The organism is Oricola cellulosilytica (assembly GCF_019966575.1).
In the GTDB taxonomy this organism is placed as follows: domain Bacteria; phylum Pseudomonadota; class Alphaproteobacteria; order Rhizobiales; family Rhizobiaceae; genus Oricola; species Oricola cellulosilytica.
In genome coordinates this window covers 408,313-427,709 of the sequence record NZ_JAINFK010000004.1, presented here as the reverse complement: position 1 = coordinate 427,709, position 19,397 = coordinate 408,313, and the positions used below count along the sequence as shown (strand labels likewise).

Sequence of the window (19,397 nt, the reverse complement as noted above, 5' to 3'; positions counted from 1 at the left end):
CATCTGTCCCCACGGACATAGCGAAGCCTTAAACGCGACCCGCCGATGCGGTTGCCGCACTATCAAGGACCTCCACTCATGTCGAAGCCTAATGTTAATGCGGATGCTGATGCACCGCTCGATCCGGCCATGGAACGGGTGCGCCGGCGTCTGGCGCGATTGCTGGTTATCTCGATCGGCACCATGATGATCGGCCTTATGGCGGTGCTGGGCGCGATTGTCTACAAAGCCGGCGGCTCGGGACGATCCGGCGATACCGTGCGTGAGGCGCTGATAATGCCCGAAGGTTTCGCGGTGACCGATATCGCGGTTTCCGATAATCGCATCCTATTTTACGGAACCACGGCCGGCGGTGAAACGCGGGTGGTGATATATGACGCAACATCAGCCGCTCTGGTGGCCGATCATCTGGTCAAATAGCGGGCGCGAGATGCGCGAACCGCCCGAAACTGCACGGATTTTTAGGGCGCGTACCGAAAAAATGTGCGACACTCCCTTTACAAGCCCCAAGCACATTCGCTTTGATGGGCAGACGCCCGGAACCCGCGCATACGCAGTGCGCGGGCGCTTGCTGGGGTCGAGACGTTGGAGGGAATATGAGCGAAAACCGGGGTGCTGCTGTTCGCTACGAAAGCGTACAGAAGAGTTACGATGGTGAAACGCTCGTCGTCAAAAATCTCAACCTTGATATTGCCAGGGGCGAGTTTCTTACGATGCTAGGCCCATCGGGGTCCGGCAAGACGACATGCCTCATGATGCTGGCGGGATTCGAACCCGCGACGCATGGCGAAATTTTTCTCAACGACCGTCCGATCAACAACGTGCCTCCGCATAAGCGCGGTATTGGCATGGTTTTCCAGAATTATGCCCTCTTTCCCCACATGACCGTGGCGGAAAATCTGGCCTTTCCATTGCAGGTTCGGGGCATCAGCAAGGCAGACCAGTCCAGCCGGGTGCAGCGCGCGCTCGACATGGTGGAACTTGGTACGTTCGGTTCCCGGCGGCCGGCGCAGTTGTCGGGCGGGCAGCAGCAACGTGTTGCCGTGGCACGTGCGCTGGTTTTCGATCCCGAACTGGTTCTCATGGATGAACCGCTTGGTGCACTGGACAAGCAGTTGCGCGAGCAGATGCAGTACGAGATCAAGCACATTCATGAAAACCTCGGCGTGACCATCGTCTATGTGACACACGACCAGACCGAGGCGCTGACCATGTCGGACCGGGTGGCCGTGTTCAACGACGGGGTCATCCAGCAACTGTCAACGCCGGATGCGCTTTACGAAAGCCCGCAGAACTCGTTCGTCGCCCAATTCATCGGCGAAAACAACAAGCTCAACGGCACGGTCACATCAGTCGAGGGTACGACCTGTGGCGTCGAGGTTGGCACCGGCATTCATCTGAAGGCCGACCCGGTCAACATTTCCGGTGTCGGCAGCAAGACAACGCTTTCGCTTCGGCCGGAACGCGTCGAACTCCAGCCCGAAGCTCCGATGGAAAACATGGTCGACGGCCACATCGAGGAACTCATCTATCTCGGCGACCACATCCGTGTTCGCATGAATGTCGCCGGGAATGACGAATTCGTTGTCAAGGTCCGAAACCGCGGCCAGCGAAGGAAGATCGCCGAAGGAGAGACGGTGAAGATCGGCTGGGCCGCCTCCGACTGCAAAGCCCTCGACGCTGTCGCCTAAATTCGAGAATTTACCGGACGTTCGCGTCCGGTAAGACCGGTTGAGACGGGGAAGAGCTCCGTCCGGCCTGAATTCAAAGGGAGAAACTGATGAAACTGAAAACCTTGCTACTCGCGACCGCCGCAAGCGTCGCATTTGCCGCTCCGGCTGTAACCCAGGATGCTGAGCTTCCGCCCTGTGAAAATTGTGCTGACACCATGACACTCGTATCATGGGGCGGCGCCTATCAGACTTCACAGCAGAAGGCCTATGCAGAGCCGTATGCCGCGGCCACCGGTGTTACCGTGGTGTGGGACGAAAGCTCCAACGAGGCCGTCGCGAAACTGCGCGCCATGAACGAAGCCGGCAACGTTACCTGGGACGTTGTGGACGTGGTCGCTTCCGATGCCATTCGCCTTTGCGATGAAGGTCTCGCCCGCGTGATGGACCCGGAAACGGAACTTGCCGCGGCCCCGGACGGAACGTCTGCGGCCGACGATTTCGGCGATCTTCTGGTTTCCGAGTGCTTCATTCCTCAAATCGTCTATTCCACGACGTTCGGCTACCGCACAGACGTTGCGGAGTGGAACGGCAAGGAGCCGGAAGATATCTGCGCCGTCTTCGATCTTGAGGCGTTTCCGGGGAAACGCTCGCTGGAGAAGCGTCCCATCAACAACATGGAATGGGCTCTGCTGTGCGACGGCGTCGCCAAGGACGACGTCTATGACGTGCTCGAAACAGAAGAAGGCGTGGCGCAGGCGCTCGCCAAGCTCGACACTATCAAGGATCAGGTCGTGTGGTGGTCTGCCGGCGCCGAGACGCCGCAGCTTCTGGCTGACGGAGAAGTGGTAATCGGATCGACCTACAATGGCCGCCTCTTCTCGGTGATCGAGGAACAGGATCAGCCGGTGAAGATGTTGTGGGACGCGCAGGTGTTCGACCTGGATGGCTGGATCATCCCCGAAGGCCTCCCGGAGGATCGCCTCAACCGTGCGCTTCACTTCGTGAAGTTCGCCACCGACACGCAGCGGCTGGCGGACCAGGCAAAGTATATCTCGTACGGCCCGGCGCGCGCATCGTCTGCACCGCTGGTAGGAACGCATGCCGACCTGGGCATCGAAATGGCGCCTCACATGCCGACCGATCCGAACAACGCGAAAAACACGTTCCTCTACAACTACACGTGGTGGGCGGATAATCGCGACGACCTGGACGCCAAGTTCCAGGCGTGGCTCGCGCAGTAAGCGACCTTCGACAAGGGGATGCGGCAGTTTGCGCCGCATCCCACCCTATACCTTCGCCGGAAAGGTCTTCCATGAGCAGCGCAACCACCGATGCCGCAATCAGCGCCACCCCCGATGACGGTGTAGTACGCGCTGCTGATGGAACGCCTCTAAAGAAGAGCCTTGCGCGAGCGCTGCGGCGGGAAAAAACCCGGTCTTTCCTGCTGATCGCGCCACTCCTTCTATTCATCCTGATTTCGTTCATCGCGCCCATAGCGGACATGTTGTTCCGGTCGGTGGAGAACAACATCGTCGAGGACACGATTCCGCGGACCGTCGAAGCGCTCAAGGAATGGGATCCCGATAGCGACGAGTTGCCAAGCGAAGATGTCTTCGCCGCCCTGCACGCCGACCTCGAAATCGCGGTAAAGCAGCGCATCCATACCCGCTTGGGATCTCGCCTCAACTATGAGGCTTCCGGCATGTCCGGGCTGTTCCGCAAGACCGGCCGTTCAGTGCGCCGGATGGATGAGGGCAACTACCGCGAACAGTTCATTGAGGCTGACGAGGATTGGGGAGAACTCGAGACGTGGCGTGTCATCAGGCGTTTCAGCGCTCCCTACACGGCGGGATACTTCCTGAACGCAGTCGATGCGGAACGCACATCTGAAGGGATCGAACTCAAGCCCGAAAATGAGCGAATCTACCTGACGCTCTTCAATCGGACCCTCGTGATGTCCTTGGCCATCACCTTGTCCTGTCTGCTGCTGGGTTTTCCGATCGCTTACCTGCTCGCGCATTTGTCACTCAGAACCTCGAACATGTTGCTCATTCTCGTGTTGCTCCCGTTCTGGACATCTCTCCTCGTCAGGACGTCGGCCTGGAAGGTGCTGCTGCAGCAGCAAGGCGTCATCAACGATTTCCTTGTGTGGATCGGGTTGATCGACGATGCGAACCGGCTGGTGATGATCAACAATCAGACAGGCACGATCATCGCGATGACGCACATCCTGCTGCCCTTCATGATCCTGCCGCTGTTCTCGGTCATGAAAACGATCTCGCCGTCCTATGTGCGTGCCGCAAAGAGCCTCGGCGCGAATGACTGGACGGCGTTCTGGCGCGTCTATTTCCCGCAAACCATTCCTGGTATCGGCGCCGGCGCGATCCTCGTCTTCATCCTGTCGATCGGTTACTACATTACGCCCGAACTGGTTGGCGGCACGAGCGGCATCTTTATTTCGAACCGCATCGCCTACCATATTTCCTCTTCGCTCAACTGGGGACTGGCGGCGGCGCTCGGCACGATCCTTCTGGCGCTCGTGATGCTGCTGTTCTACGTCTACGACAAGATCGTGGGCATCGATAATGTGAAGCTGGGTTAGGAGAGAACGATGTCGGCCCTTCCTCCCTATTCGTCCACTGCCCAGATCACGTGGTATTACGCGTTCCGGGTGATCTGTGGCCTGATTTTCTTCTTCCTCATCTTCCCGATCATTGTGATCGCGCCGCTGTCCTTCAACGCGGAGAACTTCTTCACCTTTACCCCGAAGATGCTAGCCCTCGATCCGGAAGGGTATTCGCTCAAACACTACCGGGACTTCTTTACAAATCCCGATTGGCAACAGGCCCTGTGGAACTCGGTCAGGATCGCGCCTGTCGCGACGCTGCTTGCAACCGCGTTCGGAACGCTTGCAGCGATCGGTCTCAGTCAAAGCCACGTGCCGTTCAAATCAACGATCATGGCGGTGCTGATTTCGCCGATGATCGTGCCGCTGATCATATCGGCAGCGGGAATGTATTTCTTCTATTCGCGCATCGGGCTTCAGGGCACCTATTGGGGCGTGGTGCTCGCGCATGCCGCGCTCGGCACGCCGTTCGTGATTATCACGGTGACGGCGACCCTGGTCGGATTCGACCGCTCTTTGACACGAGCGGCTGCCAATTTGGGCGCTGATCCGGTTCGAACGTTCTTCAAGGTGCAGATGCCGCTCATTCTTCCCGGTGTGGTTTCCGGCGCTCTGTTTGCGTTCATCACCTCCTTCGACGAGGTTGTGGTGGTGCTCTTCCTCGGCTCGGCTTCCCAGAAGACCTTGCCGTGGCAAATGTTCACCGGCCTTCGCGAGCAGATATCGCCGACCATCCTTGCGGTCGCCACGCTGATGGTTGCGATCTCGATCGTGCTCCTGACAGTTCTCGAACTATTGCGGCGCCGGTCCGAACGGCTGCGTGGAATGTCGCCCGGCTAACGCGTTTCCGGCGTCGCAATGAGGCCAGCCAATGTCATAGCGGGTCGCAACTTTTCGCCCGCCATTCGATAAGATTCGTCCACCGGTTTCACTTCCCGGCGAAAGGCCAACGCTCGCGGCAATAGGGTTGCGAGCCATCAGGCCCAAATGAAGCGATTTCCCGACATGACCAACACCCACAGCACCGACGACATGCTGCACGTCTTCCAATGGAAAAACGGCGAGAAGGAATGGTCGCCATTTTCCGATGGCGAGATGGATCGTCGCCAGAACGCGATGCGCGAGCATATGGCCGCACACAATATCGATGCGGCGATTTTCACATCCTATCACGGCATCTGCTATTATTCGGGTTTCCTGTACTGCTATTTCGGCCGCAAATACGGTTTCGTGCTGACACCCGAAAGCGCCACGACGGTGACTGCCGGTATCGACGGTGGCCAGCCCTGGCGCCGAACGCATGGCGACAACCTCATCTATTCGGATTGGCGCCGTGATAATTTCTACACTGCGCTGAAATCGCTTCTGCCAAAAGGCGCCCGACGCGTCGGTATCGAGTTCGATCACGTCTCGCTCGATTTCCGGCGGCAGCTGGGTGATGCGTTTCCCGATGTTGAGTTTGTGGATGTTGCTTCCGCATCAATGTGGATGCGAACCCACAAGTCAGCAGAAGAGCATTCCCTGATCCGCGAAGGGACGCGGATCTGCAATGTGGGCGCCAAGGCGGTTATCGATGCCGTGCGCGAAGGCGTTCCCGAATACGAAGTGGCGCTGGCTTCGACGCAGGCCATGGTGCGTGAGATCGGCAAGAGCTTTCCGTTTGTTGAACTGATGGACACCTGGACGTGGTTCCAGTCCGGCCTCATGACCGATGGCGCGCATAATCCGGTCACCAACAAGCGTGTGGCGCGGGGCGACATCCTGTCCCTCAACTGCTTTCCGATAATCTTCGGCTATTACACCGCAATCGAACGAACTCTTTTCTGCGAGGAAGCCTCAGACGCACATCTCGATTTTTGGGAGAAAAACTGTGCGGTGATGAAGGCTGGTTCCGAAATGATTGCGCCCGGCCGCAAGTGTTCGGAAATCGCGCTCGCGCTCAACGACATGTATCGCGAATGGGACCTCTTGCAGTACCGTTCTTTCGGATACGGACATTCCTTCGGCGTGCTGTCGCACTATTACGGCCGCGAGGCCGGGGTGGAGTTGCGTGAGGACGTAGAGACCGTTCTCGAGCCCGGCATGGTCGTCTCAATGGAGCCGATGATCATGATCCCGCAAGGGCAGGATGGCGCGGGAGGTTATCGCGAACATGACATCTTCATTGTCACGGAGCAGGGCGCCGAGAACGTCACAAATTTCCCTTATGGGCCGGACACGATGATTGTGCGGCGATGAAGCGCGGCCCAGCAAATTTCGCGCGAAATTAAGTATGGGTTCATCGTTCTGCCGCATTACATTTGATAAAGGGGCATTCGAACGTGATTCGAGCGTGCCTTGTTTCGCGTTCGATTGACCTAATGGGGCCATGACCGAGATTTTTCATCCAGGCAGATTAGCGAAGCTTTTTGCGCTGGCGGCGATGTTGTCGCTGCTCTTTGCTGGCGGCTTGTTTGCTCACGCTGATGAGTTTGCAGACAGCGAGCATACGCATATCGGAACGCTCTCTGCGGACCACGGACATGGCGATCGAAATGACAAGTCCGCAGATTTTTCGGACGTGATCCATTGTGGATCGACCACCCTACATTTGTGCGAGCATTTGATGCTTCAGCATCCCAAGGTAACAGTTGTAAAGCGCCAGCCCCCCGAAGCGCAGTCTACGAATGGTCCCGGCGCTGTCGAACCTCCTCCTCCCCGAATTTCCTGATCTTCGACACTGGCCTGGCGGTGCTCCGCACCGTCTGAATGCTTTGAAATCAGGAAACTTGTAATGAAAATTCGCACACTTTTTGGCGCGGGCGCTATCAGTCTGTCAGCGGTCGCCGCCGCCTTTGCCCACGGGGGCGCAACCGGAATCGTCAAGGAACGCATGGACGCAATGGGCGCCATGGGAGACGCAATCAAAACCCTATCCGCAATGATGCGCGGCGAAACCGGATACGACGCAGCCGTGGTTCAGCGGGAAGCCGGAAAGATCGAGACCCATGGCGGAAAAGCCATGACCAGTCTCTTTCCAGAAGGAAGCGATGGCGCGCCATCGGAAGCCAAGTCCGAAATCTGGTCGAACTGGAAGGAATTCGAAGCGCTAGCCGTGCGTCTGGAGAGCTTGGCGGCCGGCCTCGAACGAGCAGCCGAAAATGGACTGGCGATGGGAAATGAAACGGGCATGGGGGGGTCGAGCATGATGGGCACCGGCTCAAACATGATGGGCACCGGCTCAAACATGATGGGCACCGGGTCCGGCATGATGGGCTCGGGCACTTCATCGATGATGTCCGGCGGTGGCATGGGTTCGGGCGATTCCCTGCCCGACGAGAAGACGCTTGCCTCGATGCCGGCAGATGGCGTGTTCAATATGGTCGCGCAGACTTGTTCGTCGTGTCACACGAAGTTTCGGTTGGAGAAAAACTAGGCCATGAAGCGAGCGATTTTCACGGCTGCAGCGGCCTTCGTCTTATTGGGCGCGGGGGCTGCCGGATTGACCGCATGGCCAATCGGCGAGAAGCCGGCGCTTGCGGAGCTTGAAGGCAATGCCGATCGCGGCGCTTATCTGGCCCGCATGTCCGGCTGCATCGCATGCCACACTAACGCGGAAGGCGGCGGCGCGCCGCTTGCCGGCGGGCTGGCTCTGAAGACCGATTTCGGAACGTTTTATTCGCCGAACCTGACGACGGATGAAAATTACGGTATCGGATCGTGGACACCGGAAATCTTTGCGAAAGCCATTCGGCAGGGCGTGTCGCCGGATGGAACGCCCTATTATCCGGCATTCCCCTATCCGTTCTATTCCAAATTCTCGGACCAGGATATCGCCGATCTTTGGGCAGCTTTTCAGACAGTGCCGGCTGTCGCAGAGCCATCAAAGCCGCAGGAAATGCAGTTCCCATTCAGCTATCGCCCCGGACTGAAACTTTGGCGCGCGATGTTTCTGGGACCGGAGCCGTTCAAGCCGGAGAAAGGCAAAAGTGAACAGTGGAACCGAGGAAAGTTCATCGTCGAAGGGCCAGCGCATTGCGGTGCATGTCACACGCCAAGAAATGCACTCGGCGCTCGGCAGGCCGAGTTGAAACTGCATGGTGCTGACTCATTGCCCGATGGCGGAAAGTCACCACCCATAACGGCCGATGAACTGCTCGATAAGGGCTGGACGGTTAACAGTCTGAAATATGCTCTGAAAACCGGTATCCTTCCCGACGGAGATGCATTTGGGGGCTCGATGGGCGAGGTGGTTCGTGACGGAACATCGTTCCTGGCTGATGAGGATCTCACCGCAATAGCGACTTACCTCCTCGATCCGGACAAGCCCGATGCGAATTAACCGCCGACAATTTTTGTCCTCAGCAGCAGGGGGCGTCGCACTTGCGGCGCTCCCGCGCACTGTTCTATCCGCCAAGGATGATGGGTTCATTGAGTTGATTGCGGGCCCGATGAAGCAGAAGCTTCACCCCAGTAGTCCGGTTCGCTCGGATTTGTGGACCTACAACAATATGACGCCGGGGCCGGAAATTCGGGTGAGCCAAGGCGCGCGCGTGCGTGTACGCCTGACTAACAATCTCGAGGAACCGACAACGGTTCACTGGCATGGCATCCGCATCGACAACCGGATGGATGGCGTGGCGGGGCTGACGCAAGACGCCGTTCCGCCGGGAGAGACCTTTGACTATGAGTTCGTGGCGCCAGATGCCGGTACCTATTGGTACCACGCCCACAACAAGAGCTGGAATCAGGTGGCGCGGGGGCTGTATGGGCCGCTCATCGTCGAGGAGGCTGAGCCAACCTACGATCGTGATCACGATCTGACGCTGGTCATCGACGACTGGCGGCTCAACAGCGACGGCGCTCTCGATCTTTCCAGCCTCGGTTCGCTCATGGATTGGAGCCATGGCGGGCGACTGGGCAACTGGATGACGGTCAATGGTGAGAGCCTGCCAACCTTTGATCTCCGAGCCGGCGAGTCCTATCGGCTCCGCTTGATCAACGCGTCAAATTCACGGGTTCTCGAATTGGACCCGGTCAAGCTGGGAGCGAGGGTTCTGGCCTATGATGGACAACCTCTCCCAGCGCCGACACTGTTGGACTACAGCCCCTTCCTGCTCGGTCCTGCGCAGCGCGTGGACCTGCTCGTGGTCCCGGACGAGGATTTTGCCCTAGAGGAGGTATCAGGAGACGAACCGTTCGCCTTCGCCGCCTTTAGTGTCTCCGTCGGAGCGGCCGAGCCCGAGCCGGTTCCCACCCTCCCGCTCAACGCCATTCCGGAACCCGATCTCAGCAAGGCGGTGACGGTGCGGCTGAATATGACCGGAGGCGCCATGGGCGGCTTCACCGACATCGTGTATCAGGGCAAGAAGATCGAGGGCGAGGATTTCCGCAGAACTCGTCAAGTGTGGGCCTTCAATGGGGTGGCCAACCTCGCCGAGGAGCCGCTGTTTCGTGCGTCAAGAGGCGAAACAATCGTGCTGGAGACAGTTAACGATACCGGGTGGGTCCATGCCATGCACTTGCACGGGCATCATTTCCGGGTGACGGAACGAAGCGGCGCTACAGTCGACGAGGAGCAGCCGTGGCGGGATACCTTTCTGATAGGACCTCAGCAGACAACCAAAATTGCCTTTGTAGCCGACAATCCCGGAATGTGGCTGTTACACTGCCACATGTTAGAGCATGCCGCTGCCGGTATGAATACGTGGTTCGAGGTGGGATAATGGACCAGATTGCAGGTCGCCGCATGTGGCGATCCCTGCCGCGGACTTCACGCGGCTGTGAAGCTATTTGGTATGGAAACGCCCGGAGCTTCGGGCTAACGAAGTGATATGCTGAAAATCGGCGCAATCATCGTGATGCTGCTTTATGCGCTTGCTGCAATTCCGGCGCACGCATCTGGCGCCGGTTATGGCGGTAAGGTCAATTCCGTCCTTGTAACGCAGATCGATGCCGGTAGCGGTGAGTCCGCCGAGGCGCCGGTGAGATGTTGCAAGGCCGTAACTCCTTTCAACGAAGCGTCTCCGAACTGCAAGGCACATTGTCTAGCGACGATTGTTGATGGCCTGGACAACCGGGTTTTGCGCAGCCGCGTGCTTCCGATCCATTGGTCAAGCCCGTTGCTCGACAGGGGCGGGCGTTGCTGCCTGCGTCCACCCATCGCCACCTGAATGGAATTGAATGGGCGTTTTAATGCGCCCTCCAAACCATTTCCCAATTCAGGGTATTCACATGATTTCAAGACGCACAATCGTTCTGGGCGCCGTAACCGCCACGGCAACGACGGCAATGGCACCGCTTCGCGCGGTAGCGCATAACGCCCCCTTTAAACTGAACCCCCGGTTTGCGCCGCAGATAGTGTCCTTTTCCGGATATGAACCCGGAATGCTGGTGGTCGATCCGCGCAACCATTTTTTATATCACGTGACGGGCCGGTCCCGAGCCATGCGCTATGGCGTCGGTGTCGGGAAGGCTGGCCTCGCGTTTCGTGGTTCTGCAGTTATCGGCAGGAAGGCCGAGTGGCCGAGTTGGAGACCGACGGATAACATGATCCGCCGCGAGCCGGCAAAATATGCCCGATACGCAAACGGCGTTCCCGGCGGTCCCGGAAATCCGCTCGGTGCGCGGGCGCTGTATCTCTACCGTGGGAAGCGCGACACGATGTACCGCATCCATGGAACGAACGAGCCGTCGTCGATCGGCCGGTCCGTCTCGAACGGCTGCATTCGAATGCTCAACGAACATGTCATGGTTCTTTATGACCGCGTGCCTGTCGGTACGAGGGTCCTCGTTCTCTGACACTCAGGCGCCCTGTGGTCCAATGCGAGGTATGACCGCCACGAAGCGCGGACGGCCTGTAACAAGCCCTACGCACAGACGGGAGAAAACTGTCATGATGGAATCAATGCGAGCCAAGACGATGGCCGCCGAAGCTAGCGCTTCCGCGATTGGTGCGGGCACAGGCAAGATGAAGCGTGGAGGCCTTCAATGCGCCGCGCAAGACACAGGAGAGGGGCCGGAGCCGGACCGTCCCGCCGTCAGGGGGAATACATGAGAGCAGTGATTGTAGTCGCGGGGCTGGCGCTGGCCGCCGCAGTTGGTGCTGTCGCCGTTTACCAATACCTGGACGGGCGCCCCGAGGCAGGGCTGCTCCGGCCCAACGACCGCCAAGTGGTGCTTCAGGGCGCCGAGATCTACGCGGAAAATTGTGCTTCTTGCCATGGAGCTGATCTCCGCGGGCAGCCCGATTGGCGCTCGCCAGGGCCCGACGGCCTCATGCCCGCGCCGCCTCACGACGAGACTGGACATACCTGGCACCATCCCGACGAAACGCTTTTCCGTATAACCAAGGAGGGGGTCGTCGCGGCGGCTAATCTGAAGAACTACACCTCCGCAATGCCGATCTACGACGGAGTTCTCACCGATGAGGAAATTATTGCCGCATTGTCTTGGATCAAGGCGCAGTGGCCAGAAGAAGTACGAGACCGGCACGACCAACTGAATGTGCAGTATCAAGCGCAACAAGAGGAAGCTTCCCAATGAAGCGACGCGATCTTCTGGTAGGTGCGACCGCTCTGGCAGTCGCCGGAGCGACAGGCTATGCTTGGTCGCAGCGGGGTAATGGGCCGGTTACCGATGTTGCAAGCCGGCCGCGACTGGGTATGCCGCCGCTTCTCGATACCCGCGACTCGGGCCGGCTCGAATTGACGGCGATGGGGGGGCGGACACGGTTTTTTGGCAGAAATGTCTCACCCACAATCGGTTTCAATCAGCCCTATCTCGGTCCAACGATTCGGATGGCCAACGGTCCTCTGGATGTCGCAGTGGCCAACTCGCTTCAGTTCCCGGTATCGGCCCATTGGCACGGATTGATGGTACCGGGCGAACACGATGGGGGCCCGCATCTGGCTATCTCCCCCGGCGAGGTCTGGCGACCCGACATGAACATTGATCAGCTTCCCGGCACCGCTTTCTATCACACCCATGTTCATGAGCGGACCGCCACTGATGTCTACGCCGGGCTCGGCGGCATCATACATGTCAGCGACGGGCGTGACGACGAACGGGGATTGCCTTCCAACTACGGCATCGACGACCTGACGATTGTTCTGCAGGACCGCCAGTTCGATGGCGAAGGCCGGATGGTCTACGGTTTTTCGATGATGGATCAGATGCACGGACTCACTGGTGATGTCATGGTCATCAACGGACAGATCGGTGCAGTCGCCGCCGTTCCCAGAGGTGTGTCGAGGCTGAGGCTCATTAACGCTTCCAATGCCCGCATCTACCCCCTGTTCGCGGACGACGGTCGGCCGCTACACCTCGTCGCGACGGATGGCGGTTTCCTGCCCGCCCCGCTCGAGGTGGAAACCGTGACGCTTTCACCGGGTGAGCGCGTCGAATTGCTTGTCGACTTTTCCGACGGAAAACCTCTGACCCTCATGAGCGGGGGCGATCCCAATCAGGGTCTCGGCGGAATGATGGGGCGCTTTCGGGGCCTCTTCGACCGTATGATCGATCGGTCCTTTCCGGTCTTGCCGCTGCTCGTCGACGAAAAGCTTCCAGTTCGAATTACCAGTTTGCCGGATGATCTGGGCGGTGAGCTTCCGAATCTGCCATCTGCGGTCAGAACGCGGCACTTCTCACTAGACATGGGAATGGGTGGCATGATGGGCGGCGGAATGACGGGCCGCGGTGGTATGATGGGCGGTTTCGGAATTAATGGCCGCTCCTTCGATATGAGGCGGATCGATATCGAGGCGGAGCGCGGTTCGGTTGAGCGCTGGATCATCGGCAGCCCGATGCTTCTTCACCCGTTTCATATCCACGGCGTCTCCTTTCAGGTTGTGCGCCAGCGTGGACAGCAACCCAGCGCGGAAAACAGCGGGTGGAAAGATACCGTCCTCGTCGGGGGCGAGACGGAAATCTTGGTGCGTTTCGACCATCCGGCCAGTCGTGAGGCACCCTATATGTATCACTGCCACATCCTCGAGCACGAAGACGGGGGAATGATGGGACAGCTTGCAGTAACCTGAGAGCATTCCAGGCCGCTCAGGGGACCAACCATTCGCCGCGCGCCCGGCACAACAAAATGGACTGATCGGTTTCCAGAAATGGATGCAGACCGGGAGACGGGAGTGCGGATAACTTTTGCCCCGACAATCGGCGTAAGCGCGAACTCGCGCCGAAGGGACGAAAGCGGGAGCCGTGACCAGTGGAAGAGGCCGATTTCATCGTCGTCGGCGCCGGTTCGGCAGGTTGCGTCGTCGCCAATCGTCTTTCCGAAAATCGGCGTAACCGCGTTCTGCTGCTGGAGGCGGGCGGCAGCGATCTGAATTTCTGGGTTCGCATGCCGATCGGTTACGGCAAGGCGTTCCATGACGCGCGGATCAATTGGAAACTGACCACAGAGCCCGATCCCGGAACAGGCAACAGGCCGAGCTACTGGCCACGTGGGAAGGTGATTGGTGGATCGAGTTCCATTAATGCGATGGTTTTCGTACGGGGTCATGCGCAGGATTTCGATGACTGGAGGGCGTTGGGTAATCTAGGATGGGGGTATCGCGACGTACTGCCGTATTTCAAGGAAATTGAGACCAACGACGCCGGCCCAGACGAGTGGCGGGGCGGAGCGGGGCCCCTGACAATCACGAATATTGACAAGGCCGTGCACCCGCTCTGCGCGAATTACCTGGCCGCTGCGCAGGAGGCAGGTCTCACGTATAATCACGACTTCAACGGAGCAGTGCAGGAAGGTGTGGGAATCTACCAGTTGACCACGCGCGACGGCATGCGCTGCTCGGCCGCGAGCGCGTTCCTGCATCCTGCGCGAAAGCGTTCGAATTTGGCCGTGGAACCCCGTTCACATGTCCGGAAAATTCTGTTCGAGGGCCGCCGCGCGATCGGGGTCGAAGTAGAATGTGCGGGAAGGGTGCGCCGGGTGATGGCGCGGCGGGAAGTGATCCTGTGCGCCGGGGCGGTTCATTCGCCAATGTTGCTTCAGCATTCCGGGGTAGGGGCACCGGATCACTTGCGCAGCCTCGGTATCGAATTGATTCACGCCGCTCCCCAAGTCGGCGAGAACTTGCAGGACCACATTGGTTTCGATTATCTTTACGAATCTACAAGGCCAACGTTGAACAATGTGCTTCGACCCTGGTGGGGCCGCATGACGGTCGGAGCCCGCTATGTGCTGACGCGAAGGGGTCCCTTGTCGCTGAGCGTCAATCAGGGCGGAGGGTTTTTCCGCTCCAATCCGAACAGGGACCGACCAAACCTGCAGCTATATTTTTCTCCGGTCAGTTACACCACTGCGCCGCTTGGAAAACGACCGTTGATGTCTCCCGACCCCTTTCCGGGCTTCCTTCTTGGAATTTCGAATTGCCGTCCCGCGAGCCGGGGAAGGCTCGGCATACGCTCCGCCGATCCGTATGCCCCGCCAGAGATCCGGCCGAACTACCTTTCCTCGGAAGAGGATGTTGGAGAACTACTCGAGGGCGCGCATTTCCTGCGGCGACTGGCTTCGACACGACCAATGCGCGAAATCATTCGCCGCGAGATCAAGCCAGGGCCAGACGTACGGTCTGACGAGGCGATGATCGACGATCTTAGGGCGCGCAGCGGCACCGTATTTCACCCGAGCGGAACCTGCGCGATGGGTCCCGATGCAGGTTCGTCCGTGGTCGATCCGCGGCTGCGGGTTCATGGTCTCCAAGGATTGCGGGTTATCGACGCCTCGGTATTCCCGAGAATCACCTCCGGCAACATCAACGCACCGACAATGATGGTTGGGGCTCGGGGGGCCGCCTTGGTGCTGGAGGATGCGGGATAGCGGCGCTGCTTTCCGGACGAGCGCCTTCTTGATCGTTCATCTCTCGCAACAGTTCGGCGAGAGTTGTTACGCCGGCGTCGATCTCCCGGGGCGGGACCCCGCTAAAGCCCAGAATAAGGCCTTGCTGTTTCACGTCGCCGATTGCAAACCGGCTTACCGGTGATGCCAGAAGCCCCAGCACTGCGGCCCGGTGTGAAACTTCGTTCTCGTCGAAATGCGGCGCGAGTTCGCCGAATGCATGGAGTCCGGTATCGGTTGCTTTGACCGTAAGGAGACCGGGAAGATGGTCATTCGCGGCTTCCATGAGGGCTTTCCGCCTCTCGCCGTATATGCGTCGCATGCGGCGGATATGTGCGGCGAAGTGTCCTTCCTCGATGAAGCTCGCGACGACCGACTGCATCTCGGTTGGTGCGCCCTGCATGGTCGCCCCCGCGATCCGGTGAAATACGTCGACAAGTTCAGGCGGTGCTACGACGAAGCCGAGACGAAGGGCGGGAAAAAGTGTCTTTGAGAAGGTGCCGACGTAAATCACACGGCCGGAGGTATCGACATTCTTGAGGGTCGGGACGGGCCGTCCAGCGTAATGGAATTCACCGACATAATCGTCCTCGACAATCCAGGCGCCTGCTTGATCTGCTGCGCGCAGGAGTTCGAAACGCCGGCGTAGGCTCATGGTGACGCCGAGCGGATGCTGATGTGCAGGCGTTACGAACGCGAGACGGAAATCGGGCGCCTTCAGTAATCCGGTGGCGACGTCGATTCCTTCATCGTCGATCGGAAGCGGCACAAGCTTGGCACCGGCGGAGATGAGACTGTTGCGGGCCCCGATCGGTCCGGGGTTTTCGAACCAGACGGTGTCGCCCGGATCGAGTAGCATTGCGCCGATTCGATTGAAGGCGTCCTGGGCGCCATTGAAAATGAATATCTCTTCCGGCGAACACAGGATCCCCCGGTTTGCCCGCAGGTGGCTCGCGACCGCTTTGCGCAAGTCCATCAAGCCATCGGCGTCCGGATAGCGCATGATGGTGCTGCGCGCCTGTCGCCAGTAGCGGGCGGTCAGTCGCGCCCATAGGGCAACCGGGAAAGCGTCATAGGCGGGCGTTCCGGTAATGAAACTGCGGGGCTTTTCCGGATGGTCGATCCGGGGAAAATACTGCTCGGAGGCGTCGCTGCTGAGTTGGGCCAGACGCGGCCGGACACCTGACAGTGCGGCCGCATTCCGGGTGGAGACTGGTGGAACGGCGGCGCCCCCTTGTTCAAGGGCATCGCTTACATACGCGCCCGCCCCTACTCGTGACTCAATCAGACCTTCTGCCGTCAACTTGTCATAGACATTCACGGCGGTGGTGCGCGATACGCCTTGATCACGCGCGAGGGTGCGGCTGGAGGGAAGACGCTCGCCTGGCTGCAAGGCGCCTGAGAGAATGAGATCGCGAAGCGCAGCCGCAAGTTGCGCGCTTATCGACGTGGGCAATTCCCTGTCGACGCTGAGAGACGGCAGCAAGGCGCCCCCGGAGTGCTTTACCATCGTTCCCTCCCAGCTCGACGGCGTGTCTGCGCGATGACTGGACCGTAAAGTATTACAAAATGGCCCTTAAGCGCCAGCCAATTTGCGGCACACTCCGCGGCGTTCCAGCAGTCACATCGGCTCCGCGAAAGATCGTGATCAGCCGCCAAGGGCAACAAGAAGACGTGCGAGCGGACGCTCATGAAAATCACGCGCATCGAGTCGTTCGCCAATGAGTTTGTGGGCTTTGTCAGGGTTACCGACGAGACAGGGGCTACGGGATGGGGGCAGGTTTCGACCTATCAATCCGACATCACCGCAATGATTCTACATCGTCAGGTCGCGCCATGGACCCTTGGTGTCGATATTACCGATCTTGACGACCATCTCGATCTGATTGCCGAGCGCGAGCACAAATTTCCGGGCTCCTATCTCCGGCGTGCGATGGCTGGGCTCGACACAGCGATCTGGGATCTCCGTGGAAAGCACGCGGGTAAATCCGTGACGGAGTTGTTGGGCGGAACGCCGGGCCCTTTGCGCGCCTACGCATCCTCGATGAAGCGCGACATTACGCCGAAGGAAGAGACTGAGCGGTTCTTGCGGCTGCGCGACACGTACGGGTTTGACGCATTCAAGTTTCGCGTTGGATCGGAGGTCGGGCGCAACCGGGATGAGTGGCCGGGCCGTACCGAGGAGATCATTCCAGCGATAGCGAAGGCACTGGGCGAAGATGCCGATCTGCTTGCCGATGCCAACTCCTGCTACTCGCCTGAACGGGCCATCGAGGTCGGACGGATCATGGAGGCAAATGGGCTGGTTCATTACGAGGAACCCTGTCCCTACTGGGAGCTGGAGCAAACAAAGCAGGTATCCGACGCTCTCGAGATCGACGTGACGGGCGGGGAGCAGGATTGCGACTTGCCGACATGGCGCCGGATGATCGAGATGCGCGCTGTCGACATCGTGCAGCCTGACGTCTGCTATCTCGGGGGCATCGCCCGTACGCTTCGCGTCTGCCGTATGGCGGAGGCAGCCGGTCTGCCGGTCACGCCGCACTGCGCAAACCTGTCGCTTGTTACCCTGTTCACAATGCATCTTCTCAGAGCCATTCCGAACGCCGGGAAATATCTGGAATTCTCCATCGAGGGCGCTGATTACTATCCTTGGCAACAAGGTCTTTTCAGCAACGATCCCTATGGAATCATTGATGGTCAGGCGACGGTTACTGATGCGCCGGGTTGGGGTGTGGAGATTCATCCGGAGTGGCTTGCAAAGTCCGGATACCAAGTAAGCGAGGCATCTTGAGATGTCCGTCGGCGGGGGCATCTTTACTGACGACTTCTCCCCAACCCCCTATTGGTGGGTTGCGTCTCCGCCATCGAGCGTGAAACTCGAAACGATTCCGGGTCATGCCGATGCGGTTGTGGTCGGCGCGGGATATACGGGACTTCACGCTGCGCTGCAGATCGCGAGAACCGGGAGGAGCGTCATTGTATTCGACGCTGATGCAGCCGGTGCCGGGTGCAGCACTCGCAATGGCGGGCAGATTAGCACCAGCGTGAAACCCGGCTTTTCCGAACTGGCCAAGCGGCATGGCGAAGAGACGGCGTCCCGGCTTCTAAGAGAGGGCAGGCTGTCGCTGAAATGGATCGAGCGGTTCATCGCGGATGAAGGGATCGATTGCGATTTCAGGGTGGTCGGGCGCTTCCATGCTGCGCACAACGCAGCCAGGTTCCGGGCGCTTGTGGCGATGGTTGCGAACCAACCGGCAGGAGTGAGTGTTCCCTGTCACGTCGTTTCACGCGACGATCAGCACAGCGAGATCGGCACAGACGTCTATCACGGTGGCGTCGTTTACGAGGACCATGCCTCGCTCGACCCCGGCAAATATCACGCTGGGCTGCTTGCGCGGGTGATCGAGACGGGTGCGTCTGTCGCCGCCAATTGCGCTGTCACCGACATCGCTCGCACGGGCGATGGATTCATGGTGGCTACGGAGCGCGGCGAGATCAGGGCCCGTGACGTGGTGATCGCCACGAACGGATACTCCGGCCCGCTTTCGCCGTGGCATCAGCGGCGCGTGATCCCGATCGGGAGCTATGTCATCGCGACCGAGGAATTGCCGGAATCCCTCATCGACGAACTTATCCCCCGCAACCGCATCGTATCTGACACGCGCCGCGTCGTTTACTATTATCGTGCATCACCCGACCGGCGGCGAATCCTTTTCGGGGGGCGGGTCAGCCTCGGCGAGACCGACCCTGTGCGCAGTGCTCCGCTGCTCCGCGATGCAATGATCCGCGTTTTCCCACAATTGACCGGGACGCGTGTGTCACATTCCTGGATGGGCTACGTTGCCTACACCTTCGACGCGCTGGCACATACGGGGAGTCAGGATGGCTTGCATTATGCGATGGGTTATTGCGGGTCCGGCGTTGGTATGGCGAGTTACTTGGGCATGCGTAGCGGATTGCGCGTTGTGGGGGACCCGCAGGGCGCAACCGCGTTTCAGGAGCCGAAGTTCGAGACGCGGCCGCTTTATGCAGGCAGGCCGTGGTTCCTCGCGCCGGTCGTGCGCTACTACCGCTTGCTAGACAGTTTGAACTTGTAAGGGCAGAAAAAAAGGGGCAAGAATTCGAAGGTTATCCGTGACTTACGGAGCCCATTGGCACCCTAAGTTGCATAGAATGGACCTGTCCGCGCGGTCCATCTGATTATCTTGTGCGCAAGGAAGTCCGTTCGGCGCTCAAGAGTAAAACGGCGGAGTTGCCCGGTCGC

The 19,397-nt window shown here is 59.2% G+C and carries 18 protein-coding genes; 17 read left to right on the top strand and 1 reads right to left on the bottom strand.

Features of this window, described 5'->3' with window-relative positions:
* Positions 1 to 78: 78 nt before the first annotated feature.
* The 15 genes from LC298_RS12090 to LC298_RS12020 all read left to right on the top strand — a co-directional run bounded on the left by LC298_RS12090 (position 79) and on the right by LC298_RS12020 (position 15,112).
* Complete coding sequence (locus LC298_RS12090; protein ID WP_131567486.1) at positions 79 to 420, top strand: hypothetical protein; 342 nt, start codon at positions 79 to 81, stop codon at positions 418 to 420.
* Between the two features lie 176 nt (positions 421 to 596).
* Positions 597 to 1,691, top strand: coding sequence for an ABC transporter ATP-binding protein (locus LC298_RS12085; protein ID WP_131567484.1), 1,095 nt, complete (start codon positions 597 to 599; stop codon positions 1,689 to 1,691).
* An 89-nt stretch (positions 1,692 to 1,780) separates the two neighbouring features.
* Positions 1,781 to 2,914, top strand: a complete 1,134-nt coding sequence (locus LC298_RS12080; RefSeq protein WP_131567483.1) for an extracellular solute-binding protein — start codon at positions 1,781 to 1,783, stop codon at positions 2,912 to 2,914.
* A 71-nt stretch (positions 2,915 to 2,985) separates the two neighbouring features.
* Positions 2,986 to 4,275, top strand: a complete 1,290-nt coding sequence (locus LC298_RS12075; protein WP_131567481.1) for an ABC transporter permease — start codon at positions 2,986 to 2,988, stop codon at positions 4,273 to 4,275.
* A 9-nt stretch (positions 4,276 to 4,284) separates the two neighbouring features.
* Positions 4,285 to 5,139: an ABC transporter permease gene (locus LC298_RS12070; protein WP_131567479.1), complete on the top strand. Its 855-nt coding sequence runs from the start codon at positions 4,285 to 4,287 to the stop codon at positions 5,137 to 5,139.
* 165 nt (positions 5,140 to 5,304) lie between these two features.
* Positions 5,305 to 6,537 carry an aminopeptidase P family protein gene (locus tag LC298_RS12065; protein WP_131567477.1) on the top strand — a complete coding sequence of 411 codons (1,233 nt, stop codon included), beginning with the start codon at positions 5,305 to 5,307 and terminating at the stop codon, positions 6,535 to 6,537.
* A gap of 130 nt (positions 6,538 to 6,667) precedes the next feature.
* The gene (locus tag LC298_RS12060; RefSeq protein WP_131567475.1) at positions 6,668 to 7,009 is read left to right on the top strand and encodes a hypothetical protein; all 342 of its coding nucleotides are present in this window, start codon (positions 6,668 to 6,670) and stop codon (positions 7,007 to 7,009) included.
* Positions 7,010 to 7,072: 63 nt separating this feature from the next.
* Complete coding sequence (locus LC298_RS12055) at positions 7,073 to 7,714, top strand: c-type cytochrome (protein WP_131567473.1); 642 nt, start codon at positions 7,073 to 7,075, stop codon at positions 7,712 to 7,714.
* 3 nt (positions 7,715 to 7,717) lie between these two features.
* Complete coding sequence (locus LC298_RS12050; protein WP_131567471.1) at positions 7,718 to 8,620, top strand: c-type cytochrome; 903 nt, start codon at positions 7,718 to 7,720, stop codon at positions 8,618 to 8,620.
* The gene (locus LC298_RS12045) at positions 8,610 to 10,004 is read left to right on the top strand and encodes a multicopper oxidase family protein (RefSeq protein WP_131567469.1); all 1,395 of its coding nucleotides are present in this window, start codon (positions 8,610 to 8,612) and stop codon (positions 10,002 to 10,004) included. Before LC298_RS12050 ends, LC298_RS12045 begins: the two co-directional genes overlap by 11 nt.
* A gap of 108 nt (positions 10,005 to 10,112) precedes the next feature.
* Entirely contained in the window at positions 10,113 to 10,451 is a 339-nt protein-coding gene (locus LC298_RS12040; protein WP_131567467.1) for a hypothetical protein, read from the top strand.
* A 61-nt stretch (positions 10,452 to 10,512) separates the two neighbouring features.
* Positions 10,513 to 11,079, top strand: a complete 567-nt coding sequence (locus LC298_RS12035; RefSeq protein WP_131567466.1) for a L,D-transpeptidase — start codon at positions 10,513 to 10,515, stop codon at positions 11,077 to 11,079.
* 252 nt (positions 11,080 to 11,331) lie between these two features.
* Complete coding sequence (locus LC298_RS12030; RefSeq protein WP_131567464.1) at positions 11,332 to 11,823, top strand: c-type cytochrome; 492 nt, start codon at positions 11,332 to 11,334, stop codon at positions 11,821 to 11,823.
* Positions 11,820 to 13,316: a multicopper oxidase domain-containing protein gene (locus LC298_RS12025; protein WP_131567462.1), complete on the top strand. Its 1,497-nt coding sequence runs from the start codon at positions 11,820 to 11,822 to the stop codon at positions 13,314 to 13,316. The genes LC298_RS12030 and LC298_RS12025 overlap by 4 nt, the downstream gene beginning before the upstream one ends.
* A 179-nt stretch (positions 13,317 to 13,495) precedes the next feature.
* On the top strand, positions 13,496 to 15,112 hold the full coding sequence (locus tag LC298_RS12020) for a GMC family oxidoreductase (RefSeq protein ID WP_131567460.1): 1,617 nt from the start codon (positions 13,496 to 13,498) through the stop codon (positions 15,110 to 15,112).
* Here the strand turns inward: LC298_RS12020 and pdxR are convergent.
* Positions 15,048 to 16,640, bottom strand: a complete 1,593-nt coding sequence (gene pdxR, locus LC298_RS12015; protein WP_131567459.1) for a MocR-like pyridoxine biosynthesis transcription factor PdxR — start codon at positions 16,638 to 16,640, stop codon at positions 15,048 to 15,050. The genes LC298_RS12020 and pdxR overlap by 65 nt on opposite strands.
* A 180-nt stretch (positions 16,641 to 16,820) precedes the next feature.
* Between pdxR and LC298_RS12010 the strand changes: the two genes are divergently transcribed.
* Together LC298_RS12010 and LC298_RS12005 are read left to right on the top strand one after the other, a co-directional pair.
* Entirely contained in the window at positions 16,821 to 17,924 is a 1,104-nt protein-coding gene (locus tag LC298_RS12010) for a mandelate racemase/muconate lactonizing enzyme family protein (RefSeq protein ID WP_131567457.1), read from the top strand.
* A gap of 1 nt (position 17,925) precedes the next feature.
* Positions 17,926 to 19,230 carry an NAD(P)/FAD-dependent oxidoreductase gene (locus tag LC298_RS12005; RefSeq protein ID WP_131567455.1) on the top strand — a complete coding sequence of 435 codons (1,305 nt, stop codon included), beginning with the start codon at positions 17,926 to 17,928 and terminating at the stop codon, positions 19,228 to 19,230.
* Positions 19,231 to 19,397 lie beyond the last annotated feature (167 nt).